Source organism: Halorarius litoreus (genome assembly GCF_024362405.1).
GTDB classification, from domain to species: domain Archaea; phylum Halobacteriota; class Halobacteria; order Halobacteriales; family Haloarculaceae; genus Halorarius; species Halorarius litoreus.
The window spans coordinates 1837709-1851192 of sequence record NZ_CP101454.1; the positions used below are offsets into that span (position 1 = coordinate 1837709).

The 13484-nt window shown below is 67.6% G+C and carries 19 protein-coding genes and 1 tRNA gene; 8 read left to right on the forward strand and 12 right to left on the reverse strand.

What is annotated here, in order from left to right:
- Positions 1-75 precede the first annotated feature (75 nt).
- Positions 76-201 carry a hypothetical protein gene (locus NL126_RS09345; protein WP_255198653.1) on the forward strand — a complete coding sequence of 42 codons (126 nt, stop codon included), beginning with the start codon at positions 76-78 and terminating at the stop codon, positions 199-201.
- 130 nt (positions 202-331) lie between these two features.
- Positions 332-405 (forward strand) — tRNA-Phe (locus NL126_RS09350).
- Positions 406-523: 118 nt separating this feature from the next.
- On the opposite strand, the gene NL126_RS09355 is transcribed toward NL126_RS09350, so the two are convergent.
- Positions 524-1120: a flavin reductase family protein gene (locus NL126_RS09355; RefSeq protein WP_255198654.1), complete on the reverse strand. Its 597-nt coding sequence runs from the start codon at positions 1118-1120 to the stop codon at positions 524-526.
- A 177-nt stretch (positions 1121-1297) separates the two neighbouring features.
- Here NL126_RS09355 and NL126_RS09360 point away from each other — a divergent pair, with 177 nt between their 5' ends.
- Together NL126_RS09360 and NL126_RS09365 are read left to right on the forward strand one after the other, a co-directional pair.
- Complete coding sequence (locus NL126_RS09360; protein WP_255198655.1) at positions 1298-1726, forward strand: DoxX family protein; 429 nt, start codon at positions 1298-1300, stop codon at positions 1724-1726.
- Positions 1727-1969: 243 nt separating this feature from the next.
- Complete coding sequence (locus NL126_RS09365) at positions 1970-2233, forward strand: hypothetical protein (protein WP_255198656.1); 264 nt, start codon at positions 1970-1972, stop codon at positions 2231-2233.
- 177 nt (positions 2234-2410) lie between these two features.
- On the opposite strand, the gene NL126_RS09370 is transcribed toward NL126_RS09365, so the two are convergent.
- The gene (locus tag NL126_RS09370) at positions 2411-2776 is read right to left on the reverse strand and encodes a hypothetical protein (RefSeq protein ID WP_255198657.1); all 366 of its coding nucleotides are present in this window, start codon (positions 2774-2776) and stop codon (positions 2411-2413) included.
- Between the two features lie 181 nt (positions 2777-2957).
- Here NL126_RS09370 and NL126_RS09375 point away from each other — a divergent pair, with 181 nt between their 5' ends.
- Complete coding sequence (locus tag NL126_RS09375; RefSeq protein WP_255198658.1) at positions 2958-3152, forward strand: cold-shock protein; 195 nt, start codon at positions 2958-2960, stop codon at positions 3150-3152.
- 71 nt (positions 3153-3223) lie between these two features.
- On the opposite strand, the gene NL126_RS09380 is transcribed toward NL126_RS09375, so the two are convergent.
- From NL126_RS09380 to NL126_RS09390, 3 genes are read right to left on the reverse strand one after another with little or no spacing between them, the layout of a single operon-like run.
- Positions 3224-3718 (reverse strand): hypothetical protein, encoded by a 495-nt coding sequence (locus tag NL126_RS09380; protein WP_255198659.1) that lies wholly within the window; start codon positions 3716-3718, stop codon positions 3224-3226.
- A 41-nt stretch (positions 3719-3759) separates the two neighbouring features.
- Positions 3760-3927 carry a hypothetical protein gene (locus tag NL126_RS09385; protein ID WP_255198660.1) on the reverse strand — a complete coding sequence of 56 codons (168 nt, stop codon included), beginning with the start codon at positions 3925-3927 and terminating at the stop codon, positions 3760-3762.
- A gap of 25 nt (positions 3928-3952) precedes the next feature.
- Positions 3953-4690: a DUF429 domain-containing protein gene (locus NL126_RS09390; RefSeq protein WP_255198661.1), complete on the reverse strand. Its 738-nt coding sequence runs from the start codon at positions 4688-4690 to the stop codon at positions 3953-3955.
- A gap of 98 nt (positions 4691-4788) precedes the next feature.
- On the opposite strand from NL126_RS09390, the gene NL126_RS09395 reads away from it, so the two are divergent.
- Positions 4789-5571, forward strand: coding sequence for a hypothetical protein (locus NL126_RS09395; protein ID WP_255198662.1), 783 nt, complete (start codon positions 4789-4791; stop codon positions 5569-5571).
- A 7-nt stretch (positions 5572-5578) separates the two neighbouring features.
- On the opposite strand, the gene NL126_RS09400 is transcribed toward NL126_RS09395, so the two are convergent.
- Positions 5579-6403, reverse strand: a complete 825-nt coding sequence (locus tag NL126_RS09400) for an aldo/keto reductase (protein WP_255198663.1) — start codon at positions 6401-6403, stop codon at positions 5579-5581.
- Between the two features lie 314 nt (positions 6404-6717).
- Between NL126_RS09400 and NL126_RS09405 the strand changes: the two genes are divergently transcribed.
- Together NL126_RS09405 and NL126_RS22175 are read left to right on the forward strand one after the other, a co-directional pair.
- Positions 6718-7998 carry an RNA-guided endonuclease InsQ/TnpB family protein gene (locus NL126_RS09405; protein WP_255198664.1) on the forward strand — a complete coding sequence of 427 codons (1281 nt, stop codon included), beginning with the start codon at positions 6718-6720 and terminating at the stop codon, positions 7996-7998.
- A complete protein-coding gene (locus NL126_RS22175) occupies positions 7898-8314 on the forward strand; it encodes an HVO_A0114 family putative DNA-binding protein (protein ID WP_491536956.1) in 417 nt (138 codons plus the stop codon). The genes NL126_RS09405 and NL126_RS22175 overlap by 101 nt, the downstream gene beginning before the upstream one ends.
- A gap of 336 nt (positions 8315-8650) precedes the next feature.
- On the opposite strand, the gene NL126_RS09410 is transcribed toward NL126_RS22175, so the two are convergent.
- From NL126_RS09410 to NL126_RS09435, 6 genes are all read right to left on the reverse strand, one after another.
- Entirely contained in the window at positions 8651-9283 is a 633-nt protein-coding gene (locus NL126_RS09410) for a CAP domain-containing protein (RefSeq protein ID WP_255198665.1), read from the reverse strand.
- A gap of 118 nt (positions 9284-9401) precedes the next feature.
- On the reverse strand, positions 9402-10184 hold the full coding sequence (locus tag NL126_RS09415; protein WP_350355499.1) for an SDR family NAD(P)-dependent oxidoreductase: 783 nt from the start codon (positions 10182-10184) through the stop codon (positions 9402-9404).
- A gap of 87 nt (positions 10185-10271) precedes the next feature.
- Entirely contained in the window at positions 10272-11540 is a 1269-nt protein-coding gene (locus tag NL126_RS09420) for a Dyp-type peroxidase (protein WP_255198666.1), read from the reverse strand.
- The gene (locus NL126_RS09425) at positions 11540-12589 is read right to left on the reverse strand and encodes a DUF7350 domain-containing protein (protein WP_255198667.1); all 1050 of its coding nucleotides are present in this window, start codon (positions 12587-12589) and stop codon (positions 11540-11542) included. The genes NL126_RS09420 and NL126_RS09425 overlap by 1 nt, the downstream gene beginning before the upstream one ends.
- Before the next feature lie 67 nt (positions 12590-12656).
- Positions 12657-13154 carry a winged helix-turn-helix transcriptional regulator gene (locus NL126_RS09430; RefSeq protein WP_255198668.1) on the reverse strand — a complete coding sequence of 166 codons (498 nt, stop codon included), beginning with the start codon at positions 13152-13154 and terminating at the stop codon, positions 12657-12659.
- On the reverse strand, positions 13151-13444 hold the full coding sequence (locus NL126_RS09435; RefSeq protein ID WP_255198669.1) for a DUF7471 family protein: 294 nt from the start codon (positions 13442-13444) through the stop codon (positions 13151-13153). Before NL126_RS09435 ends, NL126_RS09430 begins: the two co-directional genes overlap by 4 nt.
- Between the last annotated feature and the right edge of the window lie 40 nt (positions 13445-13484).

A 13484-nucleotide genomic window follows, 5' to 3' on the forward strand; every position in this document is an offset into this window, starting at 1 on the left:
TGCGAGTCGACAACGCGCACCGATACCGCTGGCGGCCCGCGAAAGCTTGATACACCGACGGCAGCGAGTGCGGGTATGTCTTCACAGGCCGGGTCCGACTGTCCGGAGTGCGGTGGGCGACTGGAAAGCACGGACGGGATGACGTACGTCTGTGCACAGTGTGGCCGCGAGTTCGACGGCGCGGACGTGTTCCTCATCTGAGCAGGCACCGAGCACCCAACCGGTCTACCTGACGCCGCTACGTGCTGTGAATCGCGTTTCACGGCTTCGAATACCCGACGGCGGGCTTTCGAAATCCTTTTTTCCCGAACCGGCATCGGTGTGGATGCGAGCCGCCTTAGCTCAGACTGGGAGAGCACTCGACTGAAGATCGAGCTGTCCCCGGTTCAAATCCGGGAGGCGGCATGCTTCTGCCGCGAATCGACGAGAGAGCGTAGCGACCGAGTCGTGAGCAGTGAAACCGCTCACGAGTAGATTCGATAGTGATTCACTCGTCTCGGCCCGTTCGTGAGGTGGGCCCTGCTCACTGCCAGGGACGGTCGACCTGGAACCGTTCGAGTTTGGCGTAGTAGGAACCGGTGAGGCGGCCGACGGTGTCGACCTTCTCCACGTCGATCTTCCCGTCGGTGACGAGTTCGTCGTCGACGATGACGTGTTCGATGCGGCCGAAGATGACGATGTGGTCGCCGACCTCCATGGTGTCGTAGAGCGTACACTCCATGGTGGCCTTGGCTGCGGCGACCAGGGGGACGTCGACGGTGGTCGCGTCGCGGCGGTCGAGGCCGGCGAGGTCGAACTCGTCTTTGTGGGCGCCGACGGCGTCGCTGGTGCGGTCCATGGCCTCGACGAGGTCCGTAGTGACGAGGTTGAGGCCGAAGGCTTCGGTGTCGAGGACGTTGCGCGCGGAGTCTTTGGGACTGCCGTCGGGCCTGCGTTCGGTAGAGACCATGACGACGGGTGGGTTCGCCTCGATGACGCCCATGTAGAAGCTGTACGGCGCGAGGTTGTCGACGCCGTCGACGCTGCGGGTGGACACCCAGCCGATGGGCCGGGGGGTGATGAGCGTCGTCAGCAGCCGGTACATCTCGTCGACTGTTGCCTGTCGCGGATCGATCTCCATTGGTGCTTCTCAGAGAGCGAACGCATAAGCGTAGTCACGGCCGGTCGACAGGACCGCTCGCTGTTCTCGGCTGCCGCTCTGGACTACTGTTCTCGTGGGGACACGGACGTGGACAGGGGTGTCGCTCGCCCACTGACGGGGAACGCCTTTGGCCCGCGGCTTCGTCGAGTCGGACGAATGACCGACGAGGCCCGACCCACGTTCGCCCGGTACCGACGCCCACTCCGCTACGTGATGGGCGGGCTCTACGTACTCGCCGGCGTGCTCCACTTCGTCGCCCCGAAGGTGTACGCCCAGATCGTCCCGCCCCAGCTCCCGCGGCCGCTCGACCTCGTCTACCTCTCCGGCGTGGCCGAGATCGTCCTCGGCGTCGGCGTGCTGTTCGACCGAACGCGCCGGCTCTCGGCGTGGGGCATCGTCGCCCTGCTCGTCGCGGTGTTCCCGGCGAACGTCTACATGGCGACGAGCGACGTGACGCTGACTGGCGTTCCCGACTGGGCCAGCGATCCGCCGGCGGCAGCGCGGTGGGCCCGGCTCCCGCTGCAGGCCGTTCTCGCGCTCTGGGCGTGGTGGTACACGCAGCCACTGGCCGACGAGACTGCCTGAGCGATTGCTCCGCGACGACGGGAAGAATCTGGAGGGAGAGTGCACCGGCCGTTCCCTGGAGAGTAGGGACACCGGAATCGGCGCGGTCAATAGTTACCTACCTCGCTACATCGACGTGTCCTTCGACACCGAAACCGCACGCCGAGCGGCGCAGCCGTCGCCCGCGGTACCGATCCCCGTGTCGTGTTTCGATGATTAACGAAGGCTATACATTATTATGTGTGGGGTGGTGTATCATGGGACATGCTTCGGCTTCTGACACGAGGGCTGGAGAACGCACAAGTCGGGACGGCGGCGGTCATCGGCGCGATGGCGGGACTCGACCCCCACGAGCGCGACGCAGTCGAGGGCTTCCTGAAGCATCCGAACGGGAAGAACGTCAACACGCTCGTGACGTACGCCTCGGTCGAGTCGGACGCCGTCGAGCAGGCGTTCACCTTGCTGCCCGATCTCCTCGTCTGGAAGGAGGACGGCAAGTGGCACCTGCTGCTCGACGACTGGTCGTAACACGCCGCTGTCCCGCCGCGACGGCGGCTCGACTCCGACGCGGCCGGCTAGCCCCTCGTCGAAAGAATCCTTCGCCATTCACGAGGTACGTCGCCCGGTGAGGGTGCTGTTCGGTCAGGTGTCACCTGCCGCAGTCACGACAGTCGGGACCCGCGATGGGTGACGCGACTTCCCGTGTCACGCCTCGTCGCGGACGAACGCGACGATGTCGACGAGTCGCTCGTCGTCGTCGTAGCTGGCGAGGACGCGTTCGGCGTCCACGGCCAGCTCGTACCGGGGGCGTCCCTTCCCGACCGGTGACTGCTCGTCGCCGAACACCTGCTCGACTCCGCCGCTGGCTTCCAGCGCGTTGAGCGCCCGGCTCACGTCCGCCTCCGAGAGGTTCCCGAGCACCTCGCCGCCGAGGTCGTCGAACGTCCAGGTGCAGGTCTCGACGACCTGGCCGGTGTGTGCCGGCACGTCGCCGCGCACCGTGAGATACGTGAGACCGAGGAGCGTGACTCGTTCGGAGAGCGTCGCGGCCGCGAGATCGGGTGCGGTCATACTCGGCTCTCGTTCTGCGGGGGCAAAAACCCCTAATTGTGACTCGTTCCCATCACGACGTCGTGTCTCGACCACCAACACCGCTCTCGTCGGGTGGTTTCCTCCATCTGTAGGGGTCGGGGTCCGTGGTACCGCGACACGCGGAAGGGTTATACCCGCCCGTCCGTTCCATCTATTCGCAATGGCGACCGGAAAGGTTGATTTCTTCAACGACACTGGCGGTTACGGCTTCATCTCGACTGAGGACGCGGACGACGACGTGTTCTTCCACATGGAAGACGTCGGCGGCCCGGATCTGGAAGAGGGACAGGAGATCGAGTTCGATATTGAGGACGCCCCCAAGGGCCCGCGCGCGACGAACGTCACCCGCCTGTAAGGCGGTTCACGCACCGAACGCGACACACGATTTTTGGAGACGCCACGTCACACAGCGACAGCGTCGTGCGGTCAGTACTTGACGACAGCCACGAGGATGCCGAGCGTCTGCCCGACGCCGACGAGCGCGAGCGCGACCAGCGGCCGCCCGAACAGGAACACGACGGCACCGAGCCCAGAGAGCGCGCCGCCGACGGTGTACGCCCACGCCCGCTCCTCGCGTGGGAGGACCTGCCCGGTGTAGAGCAGCGCCAGCGCCGGAATGAGCATCCACCCGAGGACCGTGCCCCCGGTGAGCGTCGGGTCGCTCCCGGTCGCAAGCGCGTACGCGCCAACGAGCGTGACGCCGAACCCGACGACGATGACCGCGAGCCACGCGCGGAGCACCGGATGGGCCTGCATATCCTGCCACGAGAGCGCCGCGAACGCGAACAGGAGGGCGGCCATCACGACGTGCCCGATCAGGACCGTCCGCGTCGCCAGCAGTTCGAGATGCGCGGCGGTCGCGAACGTCCACGCGAGCGGCACGAGCAGCACGGGCCCAGTCTCACGGAGCCTGCGGAGCATACCCGCTGGTTCTCGGGGAACCGACAAAAACGCGCGCCCAGTCACTCGTCGCCGACGAACACCGTCTTGAGCTTTCGTCCACACTCGGGACAGCAGAGCGACTGCCACGTCGTCGGGTCGAGGTCGCCGAACGTCTCCGTGCGGGTCGCTGCCTCGGGCGCAACCGTCACACCGCAGTCGCAGGTCAGTGGCTCGTCCGGGAGCGCCATACGTGGCGTACGCGACTCGCCATCATCACGCCAGTGGTTCGTCGGCGCGGTAGCAGAGCCGCATCGGGAGCCCCGTCGCGTCCGTCGGCGGCTCCGGGGGGAGCGACCGCAGCTCGGCGCTCGCCGGGCGCGCGGTGTAGCCCAGTGCAATCGCGTCGAGCACGTCGTCGACCAGCACCTCGTAGCCGGCGACCGCCTCCGCGACCGACTGCACGGTCGGGGGCGCGTCGTGGTCGAACTCCGCGAGCGCGCGCATCCGCTCGGCGTAGCCACCGGCGGTCTCCTTCGCGTAGTCGAGCGGCTCGCCCGCGAACGCCCGGAAACACAGCTCCGGGTGCGACTCGACGAACACCTCGCGGGACTCGGGCACCTCCTGGAGCAGTTCGTCGACCGCCGCGATACCCTGGCTGAGCGCGAACGCCTGCTTCGAGAGCCCCGTGCCGGCCTTGCGCTCCATCGTCCGCTTCGCCGCGGGATAGCGGCGCTTCCGCGTGGCCTCTCGAACCGGCGGGGTGAACACCGCTGACCGCCGGGAACCGAGCACCTTCCGGGCGAGCCGGTCGGCCTCGCGCGTCGGTTCACCCTGCTCGACGAGGCCGATGGGCACGTCGATGCAGATGCGGTGCGCCTGCTCCTCGTAGTCGTACCAGAGGTCGCCCACCTCCTCGTACACCGCGGCCCCCTCGAACTCGCGGCGGCCGAAGGCGACGGCGACCCACCCGGCCGGGCTCCAGTCGACCCCGACGTACAGGGGCTCGTCCATACCTCCCGGTTGGAGCCGGTGTGTAAAAACCCCCTGCCGGCGCGCTGACGCACGTCTGACGCGCTTTGAAGGCCGATGCGCGCGGACTCCCACCTCCAATGGCGACGCGCCGCGGCCCCCCCGACCGCCTGACCGGGAGCCGCGGCTCGGGTCCGACAGACCGCCTCGACCAGTTCGCCGAGAGCGCGCGTGCGGCCCGGAGGGACGACGACGCGGCGCTCGCCGACGCCTTCGACCGGATGCGGGGGCTGGGCTGTCCCGCCGGCGACATGCGACTCGCGTACGGCTGGCGGGCGGCGGTCGTCACCGCCGCGCTCGCCGCGCTCCTCGTCGGCCTCGTCACCCGCCTCGCGATGACGGGGCTGTTCGTCCGGTTCGTCACCGACGGCCTCGTCCCGGTCGCGGGGTTCAACCTCACGGTCACGGTGCTCGCGACGCTCACGCTCGGGCTCGTCCGTGCGCGGCGCTTCCGGCTGGCCGTCCACCACCGCCTCGTCCCCATCAGGCGGGGGTTCCGGCGCCGCTACGTCCGCTGGCGCCGGAGCGCCCGCCAGCGGAACCGCCACCGCCGCGACCGCCTCGCCTACCGCTGTCGCCGCGCGCTCCGGGCGTGGCCACGCCGCCTCCGAACCTGGCAGCGCCGGCGTCGTCACCGCCGGACGGCTCGGCGGGTGCGGTGGCGACGAGCGCTCGTCCGCTGGCCCCGCGCCGTCCGCACCCGTCTCCGACGGCGTCGGACACGGTCGGGGGGGCTCGGGGCACGACTCCGACGCCGGATGCGGCGCGCGTACCGCCGGCTCCGCGGTCGGCTCAGACAGCGGCGCTACGGCCGGACGGCGAGCCGACGCGCGGCCGCGCTCGCCCTGCTGTTCGGTCGCTAACGCCGGCTCAGGCGAGGTGCGCCAGTTCGTCGTCGGTGAGGTCGATGTCCGCGGCCGCGACGTTCGCCTCCAGATGCTCGATGCTCGACGTGCCCGGAATCGGGAGCGTCACGTCCGAGTGCCCGAGCAGCCACGCGAGGGCGATCTGGTACGGCGAGGCGTCGTGGGTGTCGGCGACCGCGTCGATGCCGTCGACCTCGGAGAGGTCGCCCGCACCGAGCGGGAACCACGGGATGAAGCCGATGTCGTACTCTTCGCACGCCTCCAGCACGCGCTCGTCCTCGTCGGGGCGGTGGGCGATGTTGTACTGGTTCTGGACCGTCGCGATGTCGACGACGTCGCGGGCGGTCTCCAGCTGGTCGACCGTGACGTTCGAGAGCCCGACGTGCTCGACGAACCCCTCGTCCTTCAGGGCGGCGAACGTCTGGACGCTCTCCTCGAAGTCGGTGTCGGGGTCCGGCCGGTGGAACTGGTAGAGGTCGATGGTGTCGACGCCCAGCCGGTCCTGGGAGACGAGCACCTGATTCCGGATGTAGTCGGGGTCGCCGTGGGGCGTCCAGTTCCCGTCGGCGTTCCGGAGGAGCCCGGCCTTCGTCGCCACGAGCGCCTCGTCGGGCGCGCCCGCTTCGCGCAGGAGGCGCTCGGAGACCCCCGGCCCGTAGGAGTCGGCCGTGTCGATGAAGTCCACGCCGAGGTCCAGCGCGCGCCGGACCACGGCGCGGGCGTTCTCCTCGTCGTCGGGCTGACCGATGATGTTCGGCCCGCAGAGCCGCATCGCGCCGAAGCCGAGTCGGTTCACGGTGTGGGTGCCGCCGATGTCGAAGGTGTCCATGGGGTGTGTATCGGCTGGCTGAGTGAAATGGCTTGGCCAAGGGGAAGTGGGAACAGGTTCCCGTCTGCGACACAACTAGAACGAGCGGCCCTGTAGAGACACGACGGGTCAGGAAGCAGCACGACGAAGCGATCGGGAGATAGCTGTGGCGTAGTTACGGAAGTACAAGGAGAAAGTCCCGCCCTTCAGGGCGGGGATGAATCCGACAAGAGGAGACACAACAGTCCACGATGGCCGTCCGGATATTCTACGCCTGCGTTCACTTTCACCTCGGACGGAGCGATGCTAAGTAGGTTCATCGACCTAGGTTACGTGTGGCGAAAGAGACCGTCAACCGGACCTACGTCGCGTCCATACGGAACCAGCGGCAGGTCCGCGACGATCTCGACGCCCTCGGGTTCTCTGCCTCGAAACTCTGGAACGTCGGTCGGTGGGTCTGTGACCGCGTGTGGTCCGAAATCGGCCACATCCCCCGTCACAACGAACTCACCACCTACCTCAAGACCCACGAACGCTACGATGACCTCCATTCACAGTCAAGTCAGCGCGTTCTCCAAGAACTCGCTGAGGCGTTCACCGGCTGGTACGGAAAACGACGCAACGGAGATACGAGAGCCAGACCCCCCGGCTACCGCAAACACGGCGACGACCATCCACGGTCAACGGTCACGTTCAAAGCGGCTGGCTTCAAGGTCGACACCAAGAACGGCCGAGTCAGACTCAGCAAAGGCGAGAACCACAAATCCTGTTGGACGGACTTCATCCTCTGCGAGATACAGACTCAACCCGACGTCGACCTCTCGACGGTCGAGAGCGTCCAGCAGGTCCGGGCCGTCTGGACTGGTGAGGCGTGGACGCTCCACCTCGTCTGTCGAGTCGCTATCGACGTCCCTGAGTCCCCCGGCAAGAAGACGGCGGGGATTGACCTCGGCATCGTCAACTTCGCGGCCATCGCCTTCGAGGACGGTCACGGTGAGTTGTATCCGCTCAACTGTCTGAAGCAGGATGACTACTACTTCAGTAAGCGGATCGCTCGGTGTGACGACTCGGACTCTGAACGGGCGAGGCGTCTGAACCAGACCAAGTCTGCCCGGCGGACCCACTACTTCCACACGCTCTCGAACCACCTCGTCGAGCGGTGTGTCGAGGACGGTGTCGGAACCATCGCCATCGGTGATCTTGGCGGGATTCGAGACGACGATGAGACGGGTGACGCGAAAGACTGGGGTCGCCACGGCAACCTCGATCTGCACTCGTGGGCGTTCGACCGATTCACGTGGATGCTCGAATACAAGGCCGAGGCCGAGGGAATCACGGTGACTCGCGTCTCCGAGCGTGATACCTCGAAGTCGTGTTCGTGTTGCGGGCGGGTCCGGAAGGCGAACCGCGTCGAGCGGGGCCTCTACACCTGTGACGAGTGTGGGCTGGTAGCGAACGCGGACGTGAACGGCGCAGAGAACATCAGACGGAAAGTATCTCCGAGTCTCGCCACGGATGGCGGTGATAGGAGTAACGGCTGGTTGGCACAGCCATCGGCGTACCTGTTCGATACCGAGAGTGGACGCTTCGCGCCACGAGACCAGGCCACGTCGTAAACCACAATATCCCAACGCGGTCGGGAATCCTCGCCCTTCAGCGCGGGGAGGATGTCAAAAAGAGGTTCATCGGAATCTCAAGGAACTCGAAGCGCTCGGTGTCATCGAGTTCACGACAGATGGCAACAGCAAGCGTCCGATCCTGCGCGAGGGGGCCGAGGCGATCGATCTCTCGATTACGTTTCCCATCGACACCGACGTCAGCGTGAGACGTCGGGCATATCGGATTACTCGTGGCAACCGTCTCTCGGCTTCTCTATTGGAGACTCGCTATCTACTGCTGGGACACAACTGCTCTGTAAGTTCCAATTTGTAGTCTATACGTGCAAGGTAGTCCATATCTGGATCTTCGACACCATCGATTGGGGGGAACTGCGCCATAGTGCTCAACAGCCCACCTGAGCGCGCCGCTGATGAGAGCGGCTTCCGGTTCATTAATCCACGTTTTATCCCAGAAGCTCAAGTCGTCGTATCCTGACTTTGCGTGTTCGTACCAGTAGATTGCCTCGGCGTCTCTCAGCATAAGATACCCATCACCAATCTACTCAGCGGCTAGGAATTCTACGGTCGAATACATCGATCCCTCGCGCGGTGCTGGCTCGCAGCCGAGACTGCTCGCCAGCACGCGCCCCCGCAATCACTATCGACCGATTCAACAGAAATCCTGTGTCACGTAGACACCCCCCGACTCCGAAACGACGACCCCGATACCCTGTTTCGTGTAGTCCTCGTCGAGGAGCGCCCGGCGGTGGCCCGGTGAGGCGAGCCACGCGCGGACGACCGTATCGGCGAACGCCTGCTCGCTCACCCGGAGCGCGCCGTTCGGCGTGAAGTAGATGTTCTCGCCGCCGCGACACTCCAGCCCCGCAGCGGCGTACCGGTCCCCGATGGTCGTGCCGTCGGGCTGGGTGTGGTTCACGTAGTTGTTTCTCGCCATGTGGGCGCTGTGTCCCTCTGCAACGGCCGCGAGCGTCTCGTTGGTGGTGAGCGGGGTCAACCCACGCTCGGTGCGCGCCTCGTTCACTCCCTCGGCGATGAGTCGCTCGGTCGTCTGCGTGTCGAGCGTCGCGGTCGGAACGCCGCCCATCGCCGCGAACGCGCCCATCGCCACGACGGCGACGAGCGCGACGAGCAGGACGCCGACGAGTAGTCTTCGGGGATTCGAGAGCTCGGTCGCCCCCGTCCCGCCCGGCGTCCGCCCCGCATCTGGATTCGTGTACCAGCCGTGGGTCTCGTCGCCATCGACGCCCGGACAGTCGTGACTCGCGGGCGAGCGATGGTCCACGCAGACGGGCCGAGCACAGTGGGCACACGCGTCGCTCACCGAAGTCTCGGTCCCACAGACGGTGCACTCCGCCACGGTCGGCGTTAGGGGCGGGGCTGCAAAACACCCTCGCTCGCGGTCACAGCGCCCACTCCTCGCCGAGCGCGAACTGCGGCTGGCTCCCGTCGACGTCGGTGAACCCGTACGCGAACGCGAGCTCGCCGACCGGGCAGACCTCGCCCGAGCAGTCGAGCACGTCGGGGTCGGTCGCGAGCGCGACGACGGCGCGGCCGACGTAGCGCGGGGAACTCGTCTCCTCCGGGGGCTCCTCGCCGTCGAACGCGTCCAGCACGCGCTCGGTGCGGGTGAACCCCGGCTGGATGGCGACCGCCGCGACGCCCCGGTCGCGAAGCTCTCGCGCCATCCCCCGCGTCATGCGCTCGGTCGCGGCCTTCGACGTGTCGTAGGGGACGTTCCCCCGGAACTTGTCGCCGTCACCCGACGAGACCGTGACGACAAGTCCGGCGTCCGACGCGAACAGCAGGGGCGCGGCGAGCCGACTCGCGGTGAAGTGCGCTCTGACACCCGTATCGAACATCGCGTCCCACGTCCCGACCGACTGCTCCCAGAACGGGGCGTCGAACCCCTCGCCGTAGCCCTCGTAGCCGCCCCAGACGTTGTTGACGAGCAGGTCGAGGTGCCCCTCTTCGCGCTCGATACGCTCGAACAGCGCCTCGACGGCGTCGTCGTCGGTGTGGTCACACTGGACGGCGATGCCCTCGCCGCCGGCCTCGGTGACGAGTCTGGCAGTTCCGGTGACGGTTCCCGGGAGGTCGTCGGTGGTCTCGTCACCGACGCTCCGGCCGGTGACGTAGACCGTCGCGCCCGCGTGGCCGAGCTCTTCCGCGATGCCGCGACCGATCCGCGGCTCGCGCCGGTCACGAGTGCCACGGCTCCCTCGAGGTCGGTCATGGCTCGTGTATGCGGCCGAGAACGAAACTCGTGCCGGTCAGCGTGGTTCGGGGAGCGCGCGCTTCGACCGCGGCGGCAGCAGGTAGTTGCCGCGCCGGCGGACGAACGTGTACTCGAGGATGCCGTTGTTGACCCGTTGCCTGACGGCGGGGTTGTCGGTGTACTGCTCGCCGTTCATCGCCTTCCGGGTCGTCTCGAAGTCGCCGATTTCGCGGTGAACCGCGAGGAAGTGGAGTCCCGCCTCGCCGCCGTCCGTGGAGTCGAAGTCGCGGCGGAGGATGATGGGCGAGCCGTCCTCTCTCGCGTCCGTAGCCATCTTCTGTGAGTGGCCCACACGCCCATACTCCGTCGCAGAATCGGCGGGGTTCTGACAGTCGTCCATCGCCGAGTCGTCGCCGAGCGACTCGCCGGTGCCCTCCACTTTCCCCGAGTCGGCGTGTGCCGGACAGAACATCTCGGCGACGCGGGCCTCGTGGTCCTGCTCGCCGTACCAGTCGTCGAGCCGCAGGCGGATCTTCGAGAGGTGCTGGGTCGTTCCTTCGGCGAACGGCCCCGACTGGATGGTGACGCGGTCTTCGGAGGCCTGGTTCTTCGTGAAGCCGGATTTGAACCCCATGAACAGCGGGCTCTCCTCCGAGACGGGGTCGCCGTCGGGGATGCCGTCGACGTCCTGGTTCTCGGCGGGCAGGCCAGCGCCGACGAACCCCGTCCGCCGTTCCCGGCGGTCGAGCACGCCGTCGAACGACCCCGCCATCTCGACGCCGTTGGCGGCGTCGCGGTTGCCCACGAGCGCCTCCTCGGCTTCGAGGACGACGGGGGCGTGGTCGCTCGCGAGGTGGACGACGAGGTCCGGGTCGTCGAGTTCGGGTTCCTCGAACGGCGACAGCGCCTTCGGCTTCGGGAGGTCCACGGCGTCCGAAAGCGCGTCGTCGAACCGCTCGAAGTAGTACGGCGAGTAGCCCGCGGTCACGAGCAGTCCCTCGTTCGACCACTCGTAGGCGCGGTTGAGGCTGTCGAGCGCCGCCGCGACCTGCTCGCGGTCGTCCTGCGTCGGGGCCCCATCGTGCGCGAGGTCGAACAGCGCGACGACGTGGTGTCGCGGTGCGACGGCGTTGCCGTGGTCGTCCCTCGCGAGGAATGCGTTCCACGCGTGCTGTCGCTCGGGCACGTCGGCGAGCGACCCCGTCTGCACGTCGGGGCCGCCGTCCAGTCGCTCGGTACACGCCGAAAGGGCGCTCGCGCTGCCGATGGCGACGGCGGCTTTCATGAACTCGCGTCTCGTCCGTGGGGTTCGGCGCTCGACCATCAGACGGTCACCTCCACGGGCGCGAACTGCATAAACGCCGTCTCGTACCCCTCGTGGCGGGCGACCTGCGGCGGGGTCGTCACCCGAAGTTCGATCTCGTCGCCGGGCTCGACGGCGACGCCCGCGCCGTAGTGGTAGCCGAGGTCGGGGTCGAGCGTTCGGGTGAGCGTGTCGTCGTACACCGTCTCGCCGTCGCGCGTCACGGTCGCCTCCATCGCCATCGCCGGGATGACCATGCGGTTGTACGGGGTGCGCGCGGAGACGGCGAGGTAGCCCGCTCCCTCGGCGCCCTGCGGTGGCGACTCGAGGCTCGCCACGAGCAGGGTCGCGTCGCCGGTCGTCGCCTCCCCGACGACCTCGCCCGGCAGTTCGTCGCCGGTCGGGGCGATTCCCATCGGCATCATCATGTCCATCGGCCTGACCGCGGCCAGCGAGCCGGCTTTGTCGGGGGTGCGTTCGTACATGATCTCGTCGCGCTGTTCCTGTGTGTAGTCGAGCTCGATGGTCGCGTCCGCCGGGTCGGCGAAGCGGCCCTCGAACGCGCCCGTCCGCCGGGTCGAGACGCCGCCGACGCTCACGGTCACGTCGTACGTTCCATCCCCCTGGAGCCCGAAGTTCGCGCCGTAGTGAAAGCCCATCGGCTGGGAGAGCATCGGGTAGATGACCTCCTGGCTGACGAGCTCGCCGTCCTGTTCGATCTCGATGGAGAGGCCCGTCTCGGGGAGCACCTGCTTCGTCTCGGGGTCCCAGACGGTCGCCATCAGGTGGACGTCGTCCGCGTCGTCGATGTCGGTGCGGGAGACAGAGGTGCCGTTGACGTTCCAGAACCGGTGGGGGTACGAGTACATCAGGGCGAACTTGTACTCGCCGCCGGCACCCATCCCGGCCATCTCCATCCCCTCGACGTGGGTGGGGAAGTAGACCGCGTCCGGCCGGTCCTCGAGCACGGGGGGCGCGCCGACGGGCTCGGTGGTGACGAGGCCCGTACAGCCGGCCAGCCCGGCCGCGCCGACGGCCAGCCCCGCGCGCAACACGTCGCGTCGTTGCATGGGAATGGCTAGTCGCGTCCACCGAAAAGGGGTTCTGGTGCGACCGTCGAAAACGCCTCGTCGAGGGTCACTCGGCCAACAGCGCGTCGACCAGCCGCGTGAACCGGTCGACCAGCCGCCCGGGGAGCGTCGGCTCCGCACGGTCGAGCAGCCGGGCCGTGCGCCCGGGGTCGGCGAGCGCGAGGACGATACGGCCCCGGTCGTGGCGCTTCTCGACGAGGTCGCTCTCGACGAGTCGGTCGAGATGCCACGACAGCGTCGACCGGGCGATGCCCGCCCGGTCGGCCGTCTCGCTCGCGCCGAGGGGGCCCGATTCCATCAGCACGCTCACGATGTCCGCGGCGGTCTCTCTGCGCAGCAGTGCGAGCGCTCCCCGCTCCCACGCGTCGTACTCCTCGGGGAAGTAGTGGGTCTGGCCGTACCGTTCGTCGGCGACGACGTCCAGTCGCCGGAGGTGGTACTGGACCTGGCCGGGAGCGAGGTCGAGCACGCGCACGAGTTCGTTGAAGTGGATCCCCGGGTCGCGGGCGACCTGTGCGGCGATACGGTCACGTGTCGCGCTCACTCAGCGACCCCCCGTGCCTGTCGCGCGGTGTAGACCGCGGCGATGACGAGCCCCGCCATCAGCACGTCGAGGCCATGTTCGAGCGTGTGGTGCGTCGTGTCCGGGAACACCCCCCACATCAGCGCGACGCCGACGGCCGAGCGGGCGAGCAGCGTCGCCAGCGCCAGCGTCACCAGCAGGTAGGGGACCGAGCGCCGCTGGACGAGCGCGGCCAGCGCGACGCCGACGATGCCCGCCGCACAGAGCCCGGCGACGGCGAGCACCAGCGACAGCACGAAGTGGCTGCTCATACCTGGTCATCACCTCGTCCTCGGCACGCCCCGCGTATAA

What these genes read in the sequence shown, in the direction of transcription:
- NL126_RS09380 (WP_255198659.1), bottom strand. Translation starts at nt 3,718, where the DNA reads ATGCTCCGCAGGCTCCGTGAGACTGGGCCCGTGCTGCTCGTGCCGCTC.
- NL126_RS09360 (WP_255198655.1), top strand. Translation starts at nt 1,298, where the DNA reads ATGACCGACGAGGCCCGACCCACGTTCGCCCGGTACCGACGCCCACTC.
- NL126_RS09435 (WP_255198669.1), bottom strand. Translation starts at nt 13,444, where the DNA reads ATGAGCAGCCACTTCGTGCTGTCGCTGGTGCTCGCCGTCGCCGGGCTC.
- NL126_RS22175 (WP_491536956.1), top strand. Translation starts at nt 7,898, where the DNA reads ATGGCGGTGATAGGAGTAACGGCTGGTTGGCACAGCCATCGGCGTACC.
- NL126_RS09400 (WP_255198663.1), bottom strand. Translation starts at nt 6,403, where the DNA reads ATGGACACCTTCGACATCGGCGGCACCCACACCGTGAACCGACTCGGC.
- NL126_RS09420 (WP_255198666.1), bottom strand. Translation starts at nt 11,540, where the DNA reads ATGGTCGAGCGCCGAACCCCACGGACGAGACGCGAGTTCATGAAAGCC.
- NL126_RS09345 (WP_255198653.1), top strand. Translation starts at nt 76, where the DNA reads ATGTCTTCACAGGCCGGGTCCGACTGTCCGGAGTGCGGTGGGCGACTG.
- NL126_RS09375 (WP_255198658.1), top strand. Translation starts at nt 2,958, where the DNA reads ATGGCGACCGGAAAGGTTGATTTCTTCAACGACACTGGCGGTTACGGC.
- NL126_RS09425 (WP_255198667.1), bottom strand. Translation starts at nt 12,589, where the DNA reads ATGCAACGACGCGACGTGTTGCGCGCGGGGCTGGCCGTCGGCGCGGCC.
- NL126_RS09390 (WP_255198661.1), bottom strand. Translation starts at nt 4,690, where the DNA reads ATGGACGAGCCCCTGTACGTCGGGGTCGACTGGAGCCCGGCCGGGTGG.
- NL126_RS09355 (WP_255198654.1), bottom strand. Translation starts at nt 1,120, where the DNA reads ATGGAGATCGATCCGCGACAGGCAACAGTCGACGAGATGTACCGGCTG.
- NL126_RS09370 (WP_255198657.1), bottom strand. Translation starts at nt 2,776, where the DNA reads ATGACCGCACCCGATCTCGCGGCCGCGACGCTCTCCGAACGAGTCACG.
- NL126_RS09395 (WP_255198662.1), top strand. Translation starts at nt 4,789, where the DNA reads ATGGCGACGCGCCGCGGCCCCCCCGACCGCCTGACCGGGAGCCGCGGC.
- NL126_RS09365 (WP_255198656.1), top strand. Translation starts at nt 1,970, where the DNA reads ATGCTTCGGCTTCTGACACGAGGGCTGGAGAACGCACAAGTCGGGACG.
- NL126_RS09385 (WP_255198660.1), bottom strand. Translation starts at nt 3,927, where the DNA reads ATGGCGCTCCCGGACGAGCCACTGACCTGCGACTGCGGTGTGACGGTT.